Origin of the sequence: Klebsiella sp. C283 (assembly GCF_048822555.1) — a bacterium.
In the GTDB taxonomy this organism is placed as follows: domain Bacteria; phylum Pseudomonadota; class Gammaproteobacteria; order Enterobacterales; family Enterobacteriaceae; genus Klebsiella; species Klebsiella quasipneumoniae.
Genome location: NZ_JBMEZS010000009.1, coordinates 149,600 through 169,990, shown reverse-complemented (window position 1 = coordinate 169,990; position 20,391 = coordinate 149,600). Strand labels below are relative to the sequence as shown.

Sequence of the window (20,391 nt, the reverse complement as noted above, 5' to 3'; positions counted from 1 at the left end):
TAAACATATCTCCTGTGGATAATTGAATGGATAATTTATACCCGATACCGCAGCGGATAAATATGGTTAAATGACGAACTGCGTTTTAAGATAAATCTGTAAAAATGGTTTAATTCGAATCGCCATGTTGAAGCGAGTTCCTTTAACTTACTGAAATAAATAAAAAATGGAGTTGGCTGAAATTTTGTTTTAATTTTGTTGGGTGGCTTATATTGCAGTGAGGAGAAAGGTTTTTCATGGATATTTAAGATGATTTCTGACAAAAATTCTCAATAGCAAAAAAAGCATCTTTTCTGTGGGATTTTTTTATTTATAATTAATCCGTTTATTTTCTGTCCGCACCCAGGGAGGTTTTTCACAGCCAGATTCAGATGCCGCGCTAATGATAAATCACAGATCTCGTTATTTTTACCGCCATGCGGAGCGTTCCCCAGGGGCAAGGAAAATGTCTGGTTGACGAGAATTTGTTGATTAAATGTTAAAGGGAAGACTTGTGGCAAATTCAATGATATTAATTACCCAGGATCACTATCTTTTTCAAGGGGTTAAGAATTTCTTTCCTGATATCATTCAGTTAGATTCTAGCGGAAAAGCGATTTTAGATAATGAGGTTGATGAACTCTCTCTGCTGGTTGATAGCCGTTCGCCGCTTTGTCATTACGATTATCTGGTCATGGAGGCGGCACAATCCAGAAAGCGAATATGCTGTATTGTCCTCGATATGCGCCATCGGGAAGAGCATTTACTCAGTCTGAAATCGTTTTTAAACATGTCATTATCACCCGCCGATATGGCGACCTTATTTGGGCTTTTTCTGGAGATGAAGAGCAAGCGGCTGACCAAAGAGTGGTTCGACAATCTGCGCTTAAGTATGACAGAGCAGCTGATGCTGCGTTTTCTTGGGGCGGGGATGACAATGGAGGAGGTGGCAGTGAATCTGAATACTTCGCTAAAAAGCCTTTACCGCAAGCGGACCGCGCTTTATGAGCGACTGGGGTTAGATAATTTTAATGAAGCCTGCTTATTTATCTTCAAAAATAAACTGCTGGACCAGTCCGGTCGATCGCCATAAGGCGTGGTTGTACAGGGAACAGGTGATATCGCAAGGTATGTGACGATGGAAATGTAATAAATTAAATAGATATTGATAGGTACAACCGTCGATACCAGTCGGTATCCAGGGCGGCGCCCGGCATATAATTCCGGAGCTCTTTGGAAGTAATTACCGCCATGGCGGTTTGCTATGCACAGCGATTATTATAATGATTATATTCCTTGCGCCGCAGAGGAATAGTTTTGTCATAAATTAACTCTACCATGGTATTCCGACTCACACGTCGGAATACCATGAGATATCGTGAAAGCATCAGAGGAGCGAGGTGGATGAGAATAAGGGACAGTATTGCGGAGCGGTTAGAAGCCTGCGGGCTCTACCGTCGGGCGGCATCCAGATGGATTGAGGTGATGCAGCGTTGCCTGGACGATGAGGACCGCGAGTGGATCCGCCACCATCGCAATCAGTGTCTGAAAAAGGCGCAACGTCCGCCGGCGCCGAAAGAGGAGTTCGCCGATCTCCACCAGGCGGCAAAGGAGACGCAGTATCGCATGGGCATTGCGAAGCCCTATGGCGAAGCGTTCAGGCTGCCCGGCAAAGGGAAAACCGCCGCCGAGTAATACCTTTCTTCACTGCGTTTGCGCAGACGTTTCATTGACCCCCAGGCCCGCGCAAGCGCAGCGCCGCCGGATGATATACATCAGACGCCGTACCCGCGGTTGTGCCGGATGGCGGCATAAATGCCTTATCCGGCCTACGGGTCCTCCCGCAGGCTCCAACAGCGTAGGCCCGCGCAAGCGCAGCGCCGCCGGATGATATACATCAGACGCCGTACCCGCGTTTGTGCCGGATGGCGGCATAAATGCCTTATCCGGCCTACGGGTCCTCCCGCAGGCTCCAACAGCGTAGGCCCGCGCAAGCGCAGCGCCGCCGGGCGATATACATCAGACGCCGTACCCGCAGTTGTGCCGGATGGCGGCATCAATGCCTTATCCGGCCTACGGGTCCTCCCGCAGGCTCAAAAAGCGTAGGCCCGCGCAAGCGCAGCGCCGCCGGGCGATATACATCAGACGCCGTACCCGCGGTTGTGCCGGATGGCGGCATCAATGCCTTATCCGGCCTACGGGTCCTCCCGCAGGCTCAAACAGCGTAGGCCCGCGCAAGCGCAGCGCTGCCAGGGGATCTACATCAGACGCCGTACCCGCGTTTGTGCCGGATGGCGGCATCAATGCCTTATCCGGCCTACGGGTCCTCGCGCAGGCTCAAACAGCGTAGGCCCGCGCAAGCGCAGCGCCGCCGGGCGATATACATCAGACGCCGTACCCGCAGTTGTGCCGGATGGCGGCATCAATGCCTTATCCGGCCTACGGGTCCTCGCGCAGGCTCAAAAAGCGTAGGCCCGCGCAAGCGCAGCGCCGCCGGGCAGGGGATCATAGAGTGGAGTTCGATGAAGAGTCCGGATGCAGAAAAGCAAAAACCCGCCTTTTGGGCGGGTTCTTTAAATAGTGGTGCCCGGACTCGGAATCGAACCAAGGACACGGGGATTTTCAATCCCCTGCTCTACCGACTGAGCTATCCGGGCAACGGGGCGCATTAAACCGTAATCCGCCCACCCCGTCAACCAAATTTCTTAAATTACTTGTCGATTGCTTATCTTTGCGGCAATTCCGCGTTCAAAGGCGCATTTTGACTCAATATCACTGCATGCCGTTATCGCCTTCACGGCTTTTCCAGCCGCTGGTGACGGAGATAACGTGGCGCAACCCGGAGATCAGGTAATCACCAATGACCTCTTCATCTTCCCGCGGCGAGCTCAGCGTAATTTCCGCATCCACGCCGTGACGATAGGCGCCATGATGGCTGAAAATGGTGCCGATATAACATTTTCCGTTCAGCCAGACCGGAATATAGGCCACCGTCTCATAGATATAGTTAACGGCAACGCCGCTGTAATAGTTGTCCGCCTCGTCGGCGGAGGCGCCGGGCGGAATGGGGCAGATCGGCGCATCGTTGTCGCTGGCGGGTTTGTCTTTCAGCAGGTTGCCCTGCATCACCTCCAGCGAGCGCAGCAGATCCGCTTTATCGCTGTCGCTCAGGCTGGGGGTCAGCGGTTGGTCTTTCTCCGGGGAGCGGATGCTGTTCAGCGTATAGCGGTAGCGAACCGTCACCGCGGGCGTCTGGCTGGCGGTGCTGAACGGGCGCAGCAGATAGAGATTATCTTCGCCAAACTGGCCGTTGTACCACAGGGCATACACCTGGCCGTTGATTTTGACCCAGTGGTTCCATTGGTTGGCCCCGCGGCCATTGATCGAAAAGAGGGCGCCGGGCACCCCGGCATCGAAATCATCGCCGTTATCACTGTCGCTATCGTTGACGGCGGCAAAATCATCATCGCCGCGCCGGAGCACCCCGGTGTAGCTGAAGAGCCCGGTGCCGCCCACGTAGCTGTCGATGATCAGATCGCGTTTGCCGTCGCCGTCGAGGTCGATAAGCGTAAAGCTGACTTTACCGTTTTCTGAATCTGCGCTAATTGCGGAGCGCAGAAACGCCTGCCACTCGTCATCGCTGATATCCGGGGACGGTTTGCTGGTCGTCACCAGGCTGTCATCGGCGTAAGTGAGCGTGAAATCGGTAATATGGCCGGTTAACGGAAACTGCTCGGCGACCCGGTTCAGCGCCAGTTCCGGATCGCTTTTTTGCGCTTTCAGCACCGCGTTGTACAGCGTTCGCAGGGCCAGGTTATCCGCTTCTTTCTGCTGCTTCGGGATCACCTGGCTGACAAAGGTCGGCAGCATCCAGGTGCCGCCCGGGGTGATTTCCCGGCACATACCGGTGCTGTACTTCAGGCTGGGAACGAAGGTTTTACCCTCCCAGACGCGCGTCTCGCCGGTTACGCAGTCGGCCATGCCCCGCTCTTTGTGCAGGAAGACCAGCGTGCCGTTGGCGTAGCTGGAGGCCTCGGTAGTGAGCAGCCGCGGTTTGCTCAACTGGGCGTTATCGACCAGCCACAGGGCATAGCCATCGTTATAGGGCGCTCGCCAGCAGAGCGCCTGCGCCAGCGAATGGGTTTTATCCAGCGCGGTGAGGGTGATCTGGCGCTCTGCCGCCGGAATGGCCGGGTTCTGCCAGTCTTCACAGCGCTGGTTCAGCAGCGGCGTCAGGGCGGGCAACAGCTTCTGGCGCTGGAGCATGCTCAGCGGTACAGGTTGCGCGTTGTGGATCACCGGCGCGGCGATGATTTCCGGGGCGGGGGCAGCGGGCAAAATGGCATCGTCGCCCGCGTCGCCTTTATCCAGCAGCGCGTCGGCGGTGCCGGTTCGTCGCTGAAACGCATCCATTTTACTCAGCACCTCGCGGCTGCCGGCGCTGGAAAGCGGCAGGTGCTGGCCGTTAAGCGTGAATTCGATTTTGCGCTGGTTCGCCAGGGCCTGCAGCACGGCGGAGGTCTGATCGCTGTCCAGACGGAAGTGGCTGTCATCCACGGCATCCAGCGAGCCGAGGTCCCGGTCGTCGATCAGCAGGCTGGCGGTGGAGTCGGCGGGGATATCGTGTTCGATCTGCGCGAAGGTGGCCGTGGCGGTGAGGTGCTGTTCGCTGCCGGCGTTGCGGGTCAACAGCACGCTGACCTCGCCCATGCGGACGCCGTAACCTGCCGCCCGGCAGGTGCCAGTGTTATCGCAGGCGAGCTCCCAGTCTTTTTGCGCAAAGGAAAAACCTTGCAGGGGCGCCGCCAGCAGAGGTGTGGAGCACAGCCCCAGCCAGGCAGCCCAAAAGAACGCGCGCATATCAATCCCTGTCAGCAATCAGTGAGGGGGAAATTATAGGCGCGACGTGGCGGTTAGGATATCAGAATCAGGTTAAGGCCCCGCCCATACGGCACTGGGCGAAGCGCAGAATATCTTCTGCCAGCCGCCGCGCCGTATCGACATCCGTCTGGCTACGCTTGATCAGCAGACGGCTCAGACAGCCCTCGACAATCAGCTCCATCTGCTTGGCGACCATTTCCGGATCATCCACCTCCAGCTGGGTCAGCAGCTCATGGGTGTAGGCCAGCGAAGCCTGCTTCTGCTGTTCCGCCAGCTGGTGGATCGGGTGCTGGGCATCCGGATAGAAGGTGCAGGCGGCGATAAATAAACAGCCGGGGTAGCGCTGGTTGCTGACGCAGGTGGTAAGCGCGCTATAGCGCGCCAGCAGCTTTTGCTCTGCGCTTAAGGTGTCGTCCAGCAGCAGCTGACGGCGCCAGGCATCCACCTGGTGGCTCAGATAGCGAAGCGCGTCGTAGAGCAGCGCTTCGCGATCGGGCCAGAAGCGTTTCAGGTCGCTCGTCGGACAGGACACGCGCTCAGCGACCATCTCCAGCGACGTGTTGGCGATACCTTCAATTTCAAGAATTTTAATGGCTTCTGCCAGGACGTCTTCACGTAGCACGGTGTTCTCCTCCATCTTTCCTCCTAAAGTGTCGCTCACGCTTGCCAATCGCGCAAATGGGCGCTGAATGCCGCAGCATCCATAAAGCCGGTGACCCGCCGGTCGGGTTGTTCCTGGCCCTGCGCGTTGAAGAACAGGATCGTCGGCAGACCGAGCACCTGCAGGCGCTTCAGCAGCGCCGCGTCTTGCGGACTGTTTTTTGTCACATCAACCTGTAATAACACGACGCCTTTCAGCGCCTGCTGCACGTCAGGTGAACGAAAGGTGTATTTTTCAAACTCTTTGCAGGCTACACACCAGTCGGCGTAGAGATCGAGCATCACCGGCTGGCCTTTTGCCTGCGCCAGCGCCCGATCAAGCTCGGTTACCGAGCTGACGCGGGTGAAGGCCAGATGCGCCTGCTGCTCGGGCGCCGGGGCGCCAAACGCCCAGTCCTGCAGCGGACGGGCGCTGACCAGCGCGGCGGCAAGAAGAATGATTTGCGCCAGCCGCATCCACGGCCGGGTCGCGCCCAGCGAGGTGATAAACGCCCAGCTGAAGAAGGCGACGCCAAGCATTGACCACAGACGTAATCCCCACTGGTCGCCGAGGATGCGCTCCAGCAGGAAAACGGGCAGAGCCAGGATCACGAATCCGAAGGCGGTCTTCACATGGCTCATCCACGGGCCGCTCTTCGGCAGCAGACGGTTGCCAAACACGGTGACGAGAATCAACGGCAGGCCCATGCCCAGCGCGTAGAGGTACAGCGTGCCGCCGCCCAGCCACAGATTACCGCTCTGGGCGATATATAACAGGATGGCGCTCAGCGGCGCAGTGGTGCAGGGGGAGCAGATCAGCCCGGCAATAGCACCCATCGCAAAGACTCCGCCGGGCGAGCCGCCCTGGCGCTTATTGCTGAGCAGCGCCAGCCGCGTCTGCAGCGAGGAGGGTAGCTGTAGCGTGAACAGGCCGAACATGGAGAGCGCCAGCAGTATAAACACTGCCGACAGACCCACCAGCACATACGGGTGCTGCAGGGCCGCCTGGAACTGCAGCCCGGCGGCGGCCACCACCAGCCCCAGCGCGGTATAGGTTAAGGCCATCCCCTGGACATAAATAAAGGCCAGCAGCAGGGCGCGCGCGGTGGAAAGCCGCTGTTTGCCGCCCAGCACGATGCCGGAAATCAGCGGGTACATCGGCAGCACGCAGGGGGTGAAGGCGATACCAATGCCTATCAGCAGCGCCCACAGGGCGGTGAAAGGCAGGCGGGCGGGGGCGTCAGCGGGCGGCGCTGAGGCAGGCGCAGGTGAAGTGGCGACCTCCGGGGCCGGACGCGGCTCAACCGGCAGCGGCGGGTTGAACGCCGGACGGCTGCTCGCCGGCGGCGCAGGGTCAATGGTGGTCGCCCGGCCATCTGCCGAAGCCGCCAGCACGGCGCTCAGCGGGATCACTTTGGTCTCCGGCGGATAACAGAATCCGGCATCGGCGCAGCCCTGCCAGGTGACGGTGAGGGTGGCGTCTTTGTCCGCCTGCTTCACCGTGACCGGGATAGTCAGGCGCTGACGAAAGATCTCGCTTTTGCCGTAAAACTCATCCTCATGCCACTCGCCCGCCGGCAGCGCCGGTTCGGCGATCGTCGCCCCGGCGGCGTGGAAGGTAAATTGTTGACGATAAAGATAGTAACCATCCTTGATTTGCCAGCTCAGGTTGAGGTCATGCTGTTGCTGCTGAAAGTCAAAGGCGAAGGCCTGGTCAGCAGGCACAAAGTTCGAGCGCCCCGGCGCGTCGAATAACCCGGCGGTGGCTGACGCGCTGCACAGCAGCAGGATCAGCGTAAAGATGCGGTAAGCCATGAGAGGTAATCGTTGTCTCCATACGTGACGGGCAGAACCAGCAGTTCAGGGGTTTGATACGGGTGGTGAGACTTCAGGCAGTCCAGCAGCGCCTGCTGATGGGCAAGATCGGTTTTGAGCAGCATCTGAACTTCATACTCCTGCTCCAGCTTCCCTTCCCAGTAATAGAGCGAGGTGGCGCCCGGCAGGAGCGTGGCGCAGGCGGCCAGCTTTTCGGCCAGCGCTTTTGCCGCCAGATCCTGGGCGGTCGCTTCATCCGGCGCGGTACAGAGCACAACAACAGCATCAGGCGTAGTCATCATGAACCTCGTATCAGCGAAAAGAGGCACTATAGCACGCAAGGTGGGGAGGATTAACGAAACGGGCCAGGATCTGGCCCGAATTTGAAGAGATTTACAGCATGATGCCGCCAAAAATAAACCCGAGGATCACGCACAGCGTAATGGCGATGACGCCGGGGATCAGGAAGGCGTGGTTGAAGACGTATTTACCGATGCGGGTGGAGCCGGTGTCATCCATTTCGACCGCCGCCAGCAGGGTGGGGTAGGTCGGCAGAACGAAAAGGGCGGAGACGGCGGCAAACGAGGCGATGGCCGTGAGAGGGCTCACGCCCAGCATCAGCGCGGCGGGCATCAGCGCTTTGGTGGTGGCCGCCTGCGAGTAGAGCAGCGTGGCGGCAAAGAACAGCACCACCGCCAGCAGCCACGGGTAGTTATGCAGCAGGTCGCCGGCCACGGCCTGGATATCGCTGATATGCGCTTTAACGAAGGTATCCCCCAGCCAGGCGACGCCGAGCACGCAGACGCAGGCGCTCATGCCGGACTTAAAGGTGCTGGCATTGAGCACTTCGCCGGTGTCGATTTTGCAGGTGATGCTGATCAGCGTGGCGATGGTCAGCATAAACACCACGATCGCCTCGTTACGCGGTAGTACCGGGTTTTTGATCAGACCGACGGTATCGCTGATGGCCGTGGCGTAGAACATCACCGCCACGATGCCGATCAGAAACAGCAGAACGGAACGTTTGGCGTGCGGCTTCAGCTCAAAAACCTGGCTGCCGCGCAGTCTGACCTCACCCTTGGCCAGCCGCTCCTGGTAAACCGGGTCATCTTTCAGTTCGCAGCCGAGGAAATTGCAGACGATAGCGGTGAGCATCACCGCCAGCAGGGTGACCGGAATACAGATGGCCAGCAGCATCAGGTAGCTAACGCCCAGCGGCTCCAGGATCCCGGCAAAGAACACCACCGCGGCGGAGATGGGCGAAGCGGTGATCGCTATCTGGGAGGCCACCACCGCAATCGACAGCGGACGGGACGGACGGATGCCTTGCTCTTTGGCCACTTCGGTGATCACCGGCAGCGTGGAGAAGGCGGTATGGCCGGTGCCGGCGAGCACGGTCATAAACCAGGTCACCAGCGGGGCAAGGAAGGTAATATATTTCGGGTGGCGACGCAGCATCCGTTCGGCGAGGCTGACCAGGTAATCCATTCCGCCTGCGACCTGCATGGCGGCGATAGCGGCAATCACCGCCATAATGATTTCAATAACGTCGAAGGGGATCGCACCCGGTTTAATTTGAAAAATAAGCGTCAGGACAAGGACGCCAAGGCCACCGGCAAAGCCGATACCGATGCCGCCGAGCCGGGCGCCGAGATAAATCGCCAGCAGGACAATAACCAGTTCTGCACCAAACATATATGCCTTCCTTGTTTTTTAACAAGTTGATATTGGATTGTTGTATTTTAGTAAAACTAAAAAGCAAAAAGGCATGTCATCGCTGACATGCCTTTGAATGACTATCCGGAAAGATTACTGTTCGCTTTCATCGGTATAACGCTTCGCTTTATAAGCGGGATGCATCAGGTTTTGCGCGGAGAAAATGTCATCCAGCTCCGCCGCCGTCAGCAGCCCACGTTCCAGCACCACTTCCCGCACGCTCTTCCCGGTTTCGGCGCAGATCTTGCCGACGATATCGCCATTGTGGTGGCCGATAAACGGGTTGAGGTAGGTGACGATGCCGATGGAGTTATAGACGTAACCTTCGCACACCGCTTTGTTGGCAGTAATGCCGTTGACGCATTTCTCCAGCAGGTTGTAGCAGGCGTTGGTCAGAATGTGGATAGACTCGAACATCGCCTGGCCGATCACCGGCTCCATCACGTTCAGCTGCAGCTGCCCGGCTTCTGAGGCCATGGTCACCGTGGTGTCGTTGCCGATCACTTTAAAGCAGACCTGGTTGACCACCTCCGGCACCACCGGGTTAACCTTCGCCGGCATAATAGAAGAGCCAGCCTGCAGCTCAGGCAGGTTAATTTCGTTGAGGCCCGCGCGCGGTCCGGAAGAGAGCAGGCGCAGGTCGTTACAGATCTTGGACAGTTTCACCGCCAGGCGTTTCAGCGAGCTGTGAACCATGACGTACGCCCCGCAGTCCGAGGTGGCTTCAATCAGATCTTCCGCCGGAACGACCGGTAAGTTGCTCACTTCCGCCAGCTTCTGCACCGCCAGCTGTTGATAACCGTCCGGGGTGTTGAGGCGTGTGCCGATGGCGGTTGCGCCAAGGTTCACTTCCAGCAGCAGCTCCGCGGTGCGCAGAATGCTTTTGGTCTCTTCATTGAGCAGCACATTGAAGGCATGGAACTCCTGACCGAGGGTCATCGGCACTGCGTCCTGCAGCTGGGTGCGGCCCATCTTGAGGATGTCCTGGAACTCCTCGGCTTTCGCCTGGAAACCTTCGCCCAGCTGCTTAATCGCATCGATTAACTTGAGGATAGAGGCATACACCGCAATGCGGAACCCGGTCGGGTAGGCATCGTTGGTGGACTGGCATTTGTTGACGTGATCGTTTGGGTTCAGGTACTGGTATTCGCCTTTCTGGTGGCCCATCAGCTCGAGGCCGATGTTTGCCAGGACTTCGTTGGTGTTCATGTTTACGGAGGTGCCGGCCCCGCCCTGGAAGACATCGACCGGGAACTGGTCCATGCATTTGCCGTTATTCAGGACTTCGTCACAGGCGGCGATAATCGCATTTGCCGCGCTTTTGGGAATGGTCTGCAGCTCCTTGTTCGCCAGCGCGGCGGCTTTCTTCACCATCACCATGCCGCGCACGAATTCTGGTATGTCGCTGATTTTGCTGTTGCTAATGTAGAAGTTTTCAATCGCTCGCAGAGTATGAACGCCGTAGTAAGCGTCCGCGGGAACTTCCCTGGTGCCCAACAGATCTTCTTCGATACGAATGTTGTTTAACATGTGAACCTTCTTTTCAAGCTGCCAATGAATTCACCAAATACACAGAATATCCAGGATTCAGTATATTTTCTGGCCGACGATTATTTCCTTAACCGGCCCGGTGCCCAAGATCATATGCTGATGATAGCGAATATCAGTAAGCTTGATCACTTATTACATCGCGGGTGCGAGAAGATTTATTAATCTGTGAAATGGGTCACCGCTTTCCTATTCTTGGAAAAAATAAGCATTTCCGCTGATTGAAAAGCCGCTCAGCATCCCCATCTTAGTGGGATGCGATCAGCAAATTGATGACTACGGGGGCCGAATTCGGCGCCTGTCGATGAAGGAGACGCCGGTGCGTTGGATTCCGTTTATTGCCTTTTTTCTTTACGTTTACATTGAGATATCGATCTTTATCCAGGTCGCGCACGTGCTGGGCGTCTTTATGACGCTGATCCTGGTGATCTTTAGCTCGGTGGTGGGGATGTCGCTGGTGCGCAACCAGGGCTTCAAAAACTTCCTGCTGATGCAGCAGAAGATGGCCGCGGGCGAGAGCCCGGCGGCGGAGATGATCAAGAGCGTCTCGCTGATTATCGCTGGCCTGCTGCTGTTGATCCCGGGGTTCTTTACCGACTTCCTCGGCCTGCTGCTGCTTTTGCCCCCGGTGCAGAAGCACCTGACGATGAAGCTGATGCCGCATTTGCGCTTCAGCCGGATGCCGGGCGGCGGCTTTAGCGCCGGGACTGGCGGCGGAGAGACCTTCGAAGGGGAATACCAGCGCAAGGATGAACAGCGCGACCGTCTGGACCACAAGGACGATCGCCGCGATTAACGTTTATCGGCCCGGTCTGCAGACGCGACCGGGCCGCTTTCTTTTTGCGCCTATACGCTTCCTGTCGCCAGCTTACGTCTCGGTAAAAACAACCACAGCACCGCCAGCATCACCAGCGCGTACAGACTCTTCCAGCCGACCATCGCCAGCAGCAGCAGACAGAGAATGCTGCCCACCGCCGCCAGCAGCCGATAGCGGCCGCGCAGCAAACGACAGCCCGCCAGCATGCACAGCAGATAGATCATGATGAAAATGCCGTTGGCATAGACGATCAGCGCGTCCAGATTGATATCGAGAAAATAGATACACAAGGTGCTGACCACGCAGGAGCCCAGCACGGCGTTGAGGGCGTTGCGCGGGATCTGCCGCGGCGACAGCCTCGCGAGGTAGCTCTGTGGCTTATGCTGCGCCTGCGACCAGACCAGGCGGGCGAAGCTCTGAATATAGATGTTGAGGCTGGCGAAACAGGCGAGGTAACCGATGACGCAGGCCACCCACAGCGCTTCGACGCCGAACAGGCGGACCACGATATTCGGTAATGACGCCGCCGCCGCCATCTCCTCGCCAAAGGCGTGGAAGTGCAACACCAGCACGGTGCAGGCCCAGTAGACCGAACCGGCAAGCAGCAGGCCTATCATCAGCGCGCGGGGAAAATCGCGCTCGGGGTGTTTAAACTCCGAGGCGAGGTGGGCAAAGGCTTCCAGGCCGACAAAGCACCAGAACATCACCGACAGCGCGGAGAAGAGCTGGCCGCGGTCGATCTCCGCCGGGGCGGGGAAGGGGATCTGCGCCGGACTTATCCCGCCGCGCCACCAGACGGCGACGATCAGCGCCACGATCAGCACGGCAACCAGCGTCTGCAGGTTGGCGCTGGAGCTGGCGCCACGTGAACCGACCCACCAGACGATGGCCAGGGTACCCAACTCCGCCAGCAGCAGCTGCGCATCATGCCAGCCGAACAGCGCCTGGCCGAAGCCGGTGGCGATGTGCAGGGCGGCGGGGAGCCCGACCGGGATAACCGATAAAAACAACCAGCCGGTGACGCTGGCCAGACGTGGGCCAAAGGCCATATCGACAAAGTGGGCCACGCCGCCCGCGCTGGGGAAATGGCGGCCCAGCAGGGCGAAGACGATGGCAATCGGAAAAACAAGGAGGATAAGCAACGGCCATGCCCACAGGCTGTTATCGCCAGCGACCAGCGCCGCCAGCGCCGGAACGGCGAAAACGCCGGTGCCCAGCAGTGAGGTGGAAAGCAACCCGACTCCCTGTCCCAGCCCTAACTCCTGTTTTAAACCACTCATGATTCCATCCTGCGCCAGTGAAAAGAAAGAGAGTATCACAATCGCTTTTCCTTATGACCGGTTGCCCGGTGGCGCCGCTTTTTGCGCGCCAGCGCAAAGGTAAAAATTTTTTTTAATTTTGCCCTTGAAGCGGGAAATGGCCATCCCCATCTCTCTCTGCACTAGCCGGTAAACCGCGTTCGGCCCGGCGTCACCCATAACTGATAATGACTTTCTCGAAGGAGAGCTATCAATGAGTATTCGTCCGTTACATGATCGTGTGATCGTCAAACGTAAAGAAGTTGAAACCAAATCTGCGGGCGGCATCGTTCTGACCGGTTCTGCAGCAGCTAAGTCAACGCGTGGCGAAATCATCGCTGTCGGTAAAGGCCGCATCCTGGAAAACGGGACCGTGCAGCCGCTGGACGTTAAAGTTGGTGACATCGTGATTTTCAACGATGGCTACGGCGTGAAGACTGAAAAGATTGACAACGAAGAAGTGCTGATCATGTCCGAAAGCGACATCCTGGCAATTGTTGAAGCTTAATTCGCACGACCCTGAACGAATTTGAGGAATATAAGAAATGGCAGCAAAAGACGTAAAATTCGGTAACGACGCTCGTGTAAAAATGCTGCGCGGCGTAAACGTACTGGCAGATGCAGTTAAAGTGACCCTGGGCCCGAAAGGCCGTAACGTGGTTCTGGACAAATCCTTCGGCGCGCCGACCATCACCAAAGATGGTGTTTCCGTTGCACGTGAAATCGAGCTGGAAGACAAGTTCGAAAACATGGGCGCGCAGATGGTGAAAGAAGTTGCCTCTAAAGCGAACGACGCGGCAGGCGACGGTACCACCACCGCAACCGTGCTGGCGCAGGCTATCGTGAACGAAGGCCTGAAAGCGGTTGCTGCAGGCATGAACCCGATGGATCTGAAACGTGGTATCGACAAAGCTGTCGTTGCCGCTGTTGAAGAACTGAAAGCGCTGTCCGTTCCGTGCTCTGACTCCAAAGCTATCGCTCAGGTAGGTACCATCTCCGCTAACTCCGACGAAACCGTCGGTAAACTGATCGCGGAAGCGATGGATAAAGTCGGCAAAGAAGGCGTGATCACCGTTGAAGACGGTACCGGTCTGGAAGACGAACTGGACGTGGTTGAAGGTATGCAGTTCGACCGCGGCTACCTGTCTCCGTACTTCATCAACAAGCCGGACACCGGCGCCGTTGAGCTGGAAAGCCCGTTCATCCTGCTGGCTGACAAAAAAATCTCCAACATCCGCGAAATGCTGCCGGTTCTGGAAGCCGTAGCGAAAGCTGGCAAACCGCTGGTTATCATCGCTGAAGACGTTGAAGGCGAAGCGCTGGCGACCCTGGTGGTTAACACCATGCGCGGCATCGTGAAAGTGGCTGCGGTGAAAGCGCCGGGCTTCGGCGACCGTCGTAAAGCCATGCTGCAGGATATCGCGACGCTGACTGGCGGTACCGTTATCTCTGAAGAGATCGGTATGGAGCTGGAAAAAGCGACTCTGGAAGACCTGGGCCAGGCAAAACGTGTGGTTATCAACAAAGACACCACCACCATCATCGATGGCGTTGGCGAAGAATCCGCAATCCAGGGCCGCGTTGCTCAGATCCGTAAGCAGATCGAAGAAGCAACCTCCGACTACGACCGTGAAAAACTGCAGGAACGTGTCGCTAAACTGGCTGGCGGCGTTGCCGTAATCAAAGTCGGCGCGGCAACCGAAGTTGAAATGAAAGAGAAAAAAGCACGCGTCGACGATGCCCTGCACGCCACTCGTGCTGCGGTTGAAGAAGGCGTGGTGGCTGGCGGCGGCGTAGCGCTGGTTCGCGTTGCAGCGAAACTCGCTGGCCTGACCGGTCAGAACGAAGATCAGAACGTCGGTATCAAAGTTGCGCTGCGCGCAATGGAAGCGCCGCTGCGTCAGATCGTGTCCAACGCCGGTGAAGAGCCGTCTGTTGTGGCGAACAACGTGAAAGCCGGCGACGGTAACTACGGTTACAACGCGGCAACTGAAGAATACGGCAACATGATCGACTTCGGTATCCTGGACCCAACCAAAGTTACCCGTTCTGCACTGCAGTACGCGGCTTCCGTGGCTGGCCTGATGATCACCACCGAGTGCATGGTGACCGACCTGCCGAAAGGCGATGCGCCTGATTTAGGTGCTGCTGGCGGTATGGGCGGCATGGGCGGTATGGGCGGCATGATGTAATCGTGCGCTCTACGGCATAAAAAAGCAGAAACCCCTGGCCAGTAATGGCTGGGGGTTTTTCTTTTGGCGCGCTTTTTAGTATAAGGCTTATACATAAAAATCATTTAAGCTGCATCAGAGCGGCAAGCACCTCCGTATCGGAAGCGACTAACTAGCGCGACCGGCTAAGGAATGAAAGCGGCTCATGCCGACGCAGTTTGAAGGATGACAGGTTTACATCCGGGCCAGTGCGTCCAGCTCATCGATCATGGGGATTAACATGCAGGTAAAATATTTAGCAGGGATTGTCGGCGCAGCCTTACTGTTGGCAGGTTGCAGTTCCAGCAATGAATTAACCTCTGCCGGCCAGAATGTGCGCTTCGTGCAGGAGAAGCCGGGCGCAGAGTGTCAGCTGTTAGGGACCGCGACGGGTAAACAGAGCAACTGGCTCTCCGGCCAGAATGGCGATGAGGGTGGCTCCATGCGCGGTGCGGCTAACGCCCTGCGTAACCAGGCGGCAGCCATGGGCGGCAACGTGATTTATGGCGTCAGCAGCCCGACGCAAAATCTGTTGTCGAGCTTTGTGCCCACCGACAGCGAGATGAACGGCCAGGTTTATAAGTGCCCGAACTGATGCGCGATGCCTCTCTCTGCGAGCGTAGAGAGAGGCGTGACCGGTAGAAGAGGGTCAGGCGTTAAGCTCCGCTTTCTTCTCCAGATAGAAGGCATGCAGGGGACGCAGACACTCTTCCAGGCTGAGCATTCTTCCTGGCTGGGAAGGAATAATGGTACTGAAGATTTGGCATGGCGCCAGCGCCGTGTGCATCGCCTTGAGCTTGGGGCTTTTCTCGATAAGCTGCATCACGACGTTATTTTCCAGTTCCGATAAATGCGGCGCACTGGTTTTGATCACAGCTCCGGAGACAATTTTCTTCCCTTCCTCCGTCTCGCAGCAGTACAGCACGCCCAGGTAATGGGAAAACAGGTTTAGTTTCCAGTCTTCCTGCGGATACTGTTGATAATCAATATTTGGCTGGGTGGTTAAGTCCACGGCATAGCACATTAAAAAATCCATATTTGAACTTAAATACTGGATAAGTTCCTGATCGCCGACTGTTTTTAATGCCTGTTGAATACCAATTATCAGGGCTTCAACCTGTCGGTCATCAATAGTTAACGTCTTAATTTGCTCATCCTGAAATACCAGGATCAGCGTCGACTGCGTTTCGCCAGGTTTAAGCGTAATAGACATTATACGCCGCTCAGGAGAAGGCTGTTGTATTTCAGCCATTTCTACCGTGGGGATATGGGTAACAAGTGTTTCGTTATAAGCGATAATCTCATCTTTGTAAGCCTCGCCTTTATTTTCAAGTCGCTGAAAAATTAAGGCCATTCTACTTTGCAGTATCAGAAGCAGGTCGGCCAGTACGGGTGCCTGAAGATAGAAAATCTCACAGGTATCATTCGCTTTCTTGACCTTAAGTAACAGCGCCAGGAAACGCTCTTCAAAAGTAATTCCTGCAGTATTAAAACCAATAAACGTTCCTTGCATAATCTTCTCCTTTATTAAGCGGTAGCCATCGACTTCGATTGTGAGAGGTCAATAACGCGATCGGCAGATGCAATGGTTGATGGCCGGTGCGCGACAATAATTCGGGTGATACTTAATGATGAGATGGATTGGTTGATAACCGACTCATTTTTTAAGTCGAGGTGACTGGTGGCCTCGTCCATAAACAGGATACTCGGTTTACGGTACAAAGCACGAGCGATCAGGATACGTTGCTTTTGACCGCCGGAAATGCCCAGCCCCAGTTCGCCGACAATGGTTTCGTATCCCATCGCCATCTTCATGATTTCATCATGGATGTTGCAATGTTTGGCACATTCCATTACGAATTCCAAATCGGGGTTATCATCAAAACCACTGATATTATCGATAAGTGAACCTGAAAAGAGACGATCCTCCTGAAGTACGCAGGCGATACCGAGACGATAGTTATTTAAACCAATTTTTTGAATCTCCAGATTATCCGCCAGTATTTCGCCGGAGTCAGGTGAAAGCAAACCGCACATGACTTTCAACAGCGTGGTTTTGCCAACGCCAGATGGGCCAATTAGCGCGACAGACTCTCCTGGGGCAACCGTTATATTCAGATTGGTAAAAATGGGTTGTGAAAAAGGATCGTATTGATAACTCAGGTTCCTGACTTCAAGCATCACGCCGGTGTTTTCTGTAAACACACGTCGGGATGGAAGTTCTTTTTCCGGTTCGCTAAAGGCGATTTCAGATAGACGTTCATTATGAAGCGAGAGCATACGAAGCTGCATCACCAAATCAATGAGATTCGATGCACGTTGAGAAAACTGGCCTCGATAAGCATTAAATGCCATAAACATACCGAGCGTCATCTCGTTATCAATTACCATAATGGCACCCAACCACAGTACCACCACCTGATCGATAGAGGTGATAAAGGTATTAATCCCACCAAACATCATATCAAAGCGAGTTTGCTTAATACCTGCGTTACTGGCATCAACGTTAAGATTCAGCCAATGCTGCGAGCGACGTTCTTTTAAATTTAATGCTTTGATCGTGGAAATGCCATAAAGCGACTCCATAAAGTGAGAGTTAGCACGCGCCCCCTTAACGACCTGCTCTTCCGTTACGCGCCGATAAAAACTATAGGTAGCGAAGCGCATAATCGCATAGCAGACGGTAAAGCCAATGACGACCCAGACTAACCAGCCGCCATATAATGTCAGCATGACTAACAAACCGATCGTCATTATCGAATCGATGATGCCAGTGACGATACTGTTGGTAAAAATTGAACGAATGGTATCCAGAGACGAGAAACGAGACTGGATATCACCTAAGTGTCTCTTCTCGAAAAAAGATAATGGCAAACTTGCTAAATGATCGAATAGCGTTGTTTTCCATTGAATGTTTGTCAACGTATTCAACGTTAACGACGTCCATGCTCGGAGCATGCTAATAAACGTGCGGAATAGCGTGAAAAATATTAAACCAATACAAATAACAGAGAGTAAACTTTCATCGTGCGCCATAATCACATGGTCAGTTACTAACTGTGTACCAATAGGCAACAGGAGGCCAATCGCTTCTACCACAACAGAGAAAGCAAAGATCTTAATCAGCGCCGATTTTAAACCAACAATTTTATGCATTAAATCCAGGAGTCGTAAACGGGATTTCGCCTCCTCTTGTTGGAAGTTATGGTCAGGCCAGAGTTCAAGCGCAACGCCGGTAAAATTATTTGACATCTCACTGATGCCAATGATTCGTTTACCCAGCGCGGGATCGTGAATCACAAATCCGTTTTTCTTTACTTTTGTAAGGACTACATAGTGGTTCATTCCCCAGTGGATGATGCAGGGAAGCTTAAGCTGTTTTATTTCATCGAGGTCGAGCGCTAGCGCACGGTTTTTTAAACCAGCCTGCTCGGCTGTTTTGCTTAGAGACAGCAGTGAGGAGCCCTGTGAGGGGCTACCGAATCGTTGACGAAAATTAAATAAATCGATATTTAACCCATAATAACCACAGACCATCGCCAGACAGGCAACTCCACATTCCGATGATTCTGACTGTAGAATAACAGGCGTTTTGTTAACCAGAGAAAAATTTAGTTTTGCAACAATGGTTTTGAACAATTCGTTAGTCATGGATTGGCCCAGTAATGCTTTGAGTTATCTTATACACAGGGGTAAACATCCACATATAAAGTGGGCGCTCTTCGAGAAATACAACGGCTTGAGCCTTCAGTCCATTAGAAAGCGAAAGCGTTTTACCATTGTAATTAAAGGTTTTGTTTTCAATTTTGACAATGGTTTTATAGAGTGCCAGTTCCTGCTGATTCGTTCCATTATTAACATTAGTGTATTCAGACAGTTCCTGTCGGGATGTCGGGACCGAAGATATTGAAAGTATTTTTCCCGGGAATTGCCCAAATTTATCGGATGGGAACGCATCATAGCGGATGTTAATGACATCACCCGGTTTGACATAAGGTATGCTATTATTAGGTAACCATAAAATAAGATAATACTCTATATCACCAGTGGGTTTGATTTGCGCTAAACTGCTGCCTTTGTCGACCATTTGTCCTTTTGTTACAGCCAGCGATTCAATGCGTCCTTCTGTGGTTGCTTTAATGATGACATTACCATTGGCATTTGATTCAACCAACTGGTTTTTGTAATCATTTATCTGGTTTTCCTGAGATGATATTTGGTTGTCAAAATCTGCCGTTTTTGTGATTTTATCGCTATTCAACTGGGTTACCTGGGATTCCAGTTGCATTTTCTGACTGACCAAAGACTGATAGGTGCTCTGTTGTTGAAAGTATAATGAATGCTGATAGTTATACTGATCTTTGGTGATAAGGCCATCACGAAGATATTTATCGTAACTGGAAAGATTATCATGCATTTTCTTTAAACCAGTCTGCGCATTAACCAGCATGCGGTTAGTTTCTTTTAACGAATCAATGATGGTTTTTAGCTGTTTATCTAAAGATAATCGGGTTTCTTCTTTATTATGAGAAAGTTTGGTGATGATATCTTCAGCGTTCGCAATCTTTTCATTAATGACTTCTATTTGCGCCGTACTGACGTTGCCTGTTGTTGTATTGCGGGAGATGTCAATTTCATATAAAGACTGTCCTTTGGCGACAAGGTCACCGACTTTGGCATATTGGGAAATAACAAATCCTTGCTGTGGCGCATAAACATTGACAGAATGAGGTAAAGTAATAACTTCCCCACGAACATCAATGCGTTGGGTAAAGGTACAAAATATTGTGGTGATTATTAGAATGGCTAGAAAGGCAAATGAAAGTAATGCAATAAGCCATGCCGGAAGCCCTGCTAGCAGCAAAGCCTTTCCTTTCCAGTGATGCTTTTTGTATTCGATCGCTTCCTTGCGATAGATTTTTCTTAACATAATTATCACTTACATAATGAAATGAAAAGGCCCGATATTTCAGGCCCTATTTACTTAATAAAGAATGTCAACAAAACGTTGAGCAACCAGCTGAGGCGTAAATTAATTGCTCCAGAAGTTTAATGTGCCATCATAAACGGCATCCATTACACCTGTTGCATAATCCAGAGTCATATCCCAGCCAACGATACCCGCAGCAATACCAAAACAGACGCCACCAGCTACTAAGCCAAACAACATACCTACACCCTGACCGATTGCGCCAAAGCCGAGAAGACCACCACCAGCCCCGCCCCAACGTCCAGCGAAAGCTGTCCCAAAAATCGCCCCCAGAGAGGCGCCCAGAGCGACGGCGCCTGCTTCTTTAGCAGCCCAGGTCATAATATCGGTAAGAGTATCAGTCAGCGCGCCGCCAGAAATCTCTTCCATTTCAAATACAGTTAATTGATGCATGATTAGTCCTTTAACTAAAATTAAAATTATATGTTCAATCCAGACCAGAAGTTGGTCCGCAGAGAAGATAGTCGTTGCTGTAGTATGAATCAACTCAACTTAATG

At 53.9% G+C, this 20,391-nt stretch carries 17 protein-coding genes and 1 tRNA gene; 6 read left to right on the top strand and 12 right to left on the bottom strand.

Annotation, left to right across the window (positions count from 1 at the left end; translation table 11 throughout):
- Positions 1–505: 505 nt before the first annotated feature.
- Both ACOI7Z_RS18830 and ACOI7Z_RS18825 read left to right on the top strand, forming a co-directional pair.
- Positions 506–1,072 (top strand): helix-turn-helix transcriptional regulator, encoded by a 567-nt coding sequence (locus ACOI7Z_RS18830; protein WP_087849579.1) that lies wholly within the window; start codon positions 506–508, stop codon positions 1,070–1,072.
- A gap of 245 nt (positions 1,073–1,317) precedes the next feature.
- Entirely contained in the window at positions 1,318–1,674 is a 357-nt protein-coding gene (locus ACOI7Z_RS18825; RefSeq protein WP_305953346.1) for a PerC family transcriptional regulator, read from the top strand.
- Positions 1,675–2,560: 886 nt separating this feature from the next.
- Here the strand turns inward: ACOI7Z_RS18825 and ACOI7Z_RS18820 are convergent.
- The 7 genes from ACOI7Z_RS18820 to aspA form a co-directional block, all read right to left on the bottom strand.
- A tRNA-Phe gene (locus ACOI7Z_RS18820) sits at positions 2,561–2,636 on the bottom strand.
- Positions 2,637–2,751: 115 nt separating this feature from the next.
- Positions 2,752–4,839 (bottom strand): DUF1176 domain-containing protein, encoded by a 2,088-nt coding sequence (locus tag ACOI7Z_RS18815; protein WP_048336471.1) that lies wholly within the window; start codon positions 4,837–4,839, stop codon positions 2,752–2,754.
- Positions 4,840–4,906: 67 nt separating this feature from the next.
- Positions 4,907–5,482 (bottom strand): transcriptional regulator, encoded by a 576-nt coding sequence (locus ACOI7Z_RS18810; protein WP_032429251.1) that lies wholly within the window; start codon positions 5,480–5,482, stop codon positions 4,907–4,909.
- Between the two features lie 35 nt (positions 5,483–5,517).
- The gene (locus ACOI7Z_RS18805) at positions 5,518–7,314 is read right to left on the bottom strand and encodes a protein-disulfide reductase DsbD (protein ID WP_087848654.1); all 1,797 of its coding nucleotides are present in this window, start codon (positions 7,312–7,314) and stop codon (positions 5,518–5,520) included.
- On the bottom strand, positions 7,290–7,613 hold the full coding sequence (gene cutA / locus ACOI7Z_RS18800) for a divalent cation tolerance protein CutA (protein WP_004206404.1): 324 nt from the start codon (positions 7,611–7,613) through the stop codon (positions 7,290–7,292). The genes ACOI7Z_RS18805 and cutA overlap by 25 nt, the downstream gene beginning before the upstream one ends.
- A gap of 94 nt (positions 7,614–7,707) precedes the next feature.
- Entirely contained in the window at positions 7,708–9,009 is a 1,302-nt protein-coding gene (locus ACOI7Z_RS18795; RefSeq protein WP_023291690.1) for an anaerobic C4-dicarboxylate transporter, read from the bottom strand.
- Between the two features lie 114 nt (positions 9,010–9,123).
- Positions 9,124–10,560: an aspartate ammonia-lyase gene (gene aspA / locus ACOI7Z_RS18790; protein ID WP_004177762.1), complete on the bottom strand. Its 1,437-nt coding sequence runs from the start codon at positions 10,558–10,560 to the stop codon at positions 9,124–9,126.
- A gap of 337 nt (positions 10,561–10,897) precedes the next feature.
- Between aspA and ACOI7Z_RS18785 the strand changes: the two genes are divergently transcribed.
- Positions 10,898–11,374 (top strand): FxsA family protein, encoded by a 477-nt coding sequence (locus ACOI7Z_RS18785; RefSeq protein ID WP_023291691.1) that lies wholly within the window; start codon positions 10,898–10,900, stop codon positions 11,372–11,374.
- Positions 11,375–11,424: 50 nt separating this feature from the next.
- Here the strand turns inward: ACOI7Z_RS18785 and yjeH are convergent, their stop codons facing one another.
- Positions 11,425–12,675 (bottom strand): L-methionine/branched-chain amino acid transporter, encoded by a 1,251-nt coding sequence (yjeH, locus tag ACOI7Z_RS18780; protein ID WP_086075967.1) that lies wholly within the window; start codon positions 12,673–12,675, stop codon positions 11,425–11,427.
- A gap of 232 nt (positions 12,676–12,907) precedes the next feature.
- Between yjeH and ACOI7Z_RS18775 the strand changes: the two genes are divergently transcribed.
- From ACOI7Z_RS18775 to ACOI7Z_RS18765, 3 genes are all read left to right on the top strand, one after another.
- Entirely contained in the window at positions 12,908–13,201 is a 294-nt protein-coding gene (locus ACOI7Z_RS18775; protein ID WP_004152420.1) for a co-chaperone GroES, read from the top strand.
- A gap of 37 nt (positions 13,202–13,238) precedes the next feature.
- Positions 13,239–14,885: a chaperonin GroEL gene (gene groL / locus ACOI7Z_RS18770; protein ID WP_023291693.1), complete on the top strand. Its 1,647-nt coding sequence runs from the start codon at positions 13,239–13,241 to the stop codon at positions 14,883–14,885.
- Positions 14,886–15,144: 259 nt separating this feature from the next.
- Positions 15,145–15,498 carry a DUF4156 domain-containing protein gene (locus ACOI7Z_RS18765; RefSeq protein WP_004152419.1) on the top strand — a complete coding sequence of 118 codons (354 nt, stop codon included), beginning with the start codon at positions 15,145–15,147 and terminating at the stop codon, positions 15,496–15,498.
- 54 nt (positions 15,499–15,552) lie between these two features.
- Here the strand turns inward: ACOI7Z_RS18765 and yjeJ are convergent, their stop codons facing one another.
- The 4 genes from yjeJ to ACOI7Z_RS18745 form a co-directional block, all read right to left on the bottom strand.
- Entirely contained in the window at positions 15,553–16,416 is an 864-nt protein-coding gene (yjeJ, locus tag ACOI7Z_RS18760; RefSeq protein ID WP_080901619.1) for a YjeJ family protein, read from the bottom strand.
- A 14-nt stretch (positions 16,417–16,430) separates the two neighbouring features.
- Positions 16,431–18,554 (bottom strand): peptidase domain-containing ABC transporter, encoded by a 2,124-nt coding sequence (locus ACOI7Z_RS18755; RefSeq protein WP_087777365.1) that lies wholly within the window; start codon positions 18,552–18,554, stop codon positions 16,431–16,433.
- Positions 18,547–19,833 carry an HlyD family secretion protein gene (locus tag ACOI7Z_RS18750; protein ID WP_087848684.1) on the bottom strand — a complete coding sequence of 429 codons (1,287 nt, stop codon included), beginning with the start codon at positions 19,831–19,833 and terminating at the stop codon, positions 18,547–18,549. The genes ACOI7Z_RS18755 and ACOI7Z_RS18750 overlap by 8 nt, the downstream gene beginning before the upstream one ends.
- A gap of 102 nt (positions 19,834–19,935) precedes the next feature.
- Positions 19,936–20,286, bottom strand: coding sequence for a hypothetical protein (locus ACOI7Z_RS18745; RefSeq protein WP_023291697.1), 351 nt, complete (start codon positions 20,284–20,286; stop codon positions 19,936–19,938).
- Between the last annotated feature and the right edge of the window lie 105 nt (positions 20,287–20,391).

What these genes read in the sequence shown, in the direction of transcription:
- ACOI7Z_RS18830 (WP_087849579.1), top strand. Translation starts at nt 506, where the DNA reads ATGATATTAATTACCCAGGATCACTATCTTTTTCAAGGGGTTAAGAAT.
- ACOI7Z_RS18825 (WP_305953346.1), top strand. Translation starts at nt 1,318, where the DNA reads ATGGTATTCCGACTCACACGTCGGAATACCATGAGATATCGTGAAAGC.
- ACOI7Z_RS18815 (WP_048336471.1), bottom strand. Translation starts at nt 4,839, where the DNA reads ATGCGCGCGTTCTTTTGGGCTGCCTGGCTGGGGCTGTGCTCCACACCT.
- ACOI7Z_RS18805 (WP_087848654.1), bottom strand. Translation starts at nt 7,314, where the DNA reads ATGGCTTACCGCATCTTTACGCTGATCCTGCTGCTGTGCAGCGCGTCA.
- cutA (WP_004206404.1), bottom strand. Translation starts at nt 7,613, where the DNA reads ATGACTACGCCTGATGCTGTTGTTGTGCTCTGTACCGCGCCGGATGAA.
- ACOI7Z_RS18795 (WP_023291690.1), bottom strand. Translation starts at nt 9,009, where the DNA reads ATGTTTGGTGCAGAACTGGTTATTGTCCTGCTGGCGATTTATCTCGGC.
- aspA (WP_004177762.1), bottom strand. Translation starts at nt 10,560, where the DNA reads ATGTTAAACAACATTCGTATCGAAGAAGATCTGTTGGGCACCAGGGAA.
- yjeH (WP_086075967.1), bottom strand. Translation starts at nt 12,675, where the DNA reads ATGAGTGGTTTAAAACAGGAGTTAGGGCTGGGACAGGGAGTCGGGTTG.
- ACOI7Z_RS18775 (WP_004152420.1), top strand. Translation starts at nt 12,908, where the DNA reads ATGAGTATTCGTCCGTTACATGATCGTGTGATCGTCAAACGTAAAGAA.
- groL (WP_023291693.1), top strand. Translation starts at nt 13,239, where the DNA reads ATGGCAGCAAAAGACGTAAAATTCGGTAACGACGCTCGTGTAAAAATG.
- ACOI7Z_RS18765 (WP_004152419.1), top strand. Translation starts at nt 15,145, where the DNA reads ATGCAGGTAAAATATTTAGCAGGGATTGTCGGCGCAGCCTTACTGTTG.
- yjeJ (WP_080901619.1), bottom strand. Translation starts at nt 16,416, where the DNA reads ATGCAAGGAACGTTTATTGGTTTTAATACTGCAGGAATTACTTTTGAA.
- ACOI7Z_RS18755 (WP_087777365.1), bottom strand. Translation starts at nt 18,554, where the DNA reads ATGACTAACGAATTGTTCAAAACCATTGTTGCAAAACTAAATTTTTCT.
- ACOI7Z_RS18750 (WP_087848684.1), bottom strand. Translation starts at nt 19,833, where the DNA reads ATGTTAAGAAAAATCTATCGCAAGGAAGCGATCGAATACAAAAAGCAT.
- ACOI7Z_RS18745 (WP_023291697.1), bottom strand. Translation starts at nt 20,286, where the DNA reads ATGCATCAATTAACTGTATTTGAAATGGAAGAGATTTCTGGCGGCGCG.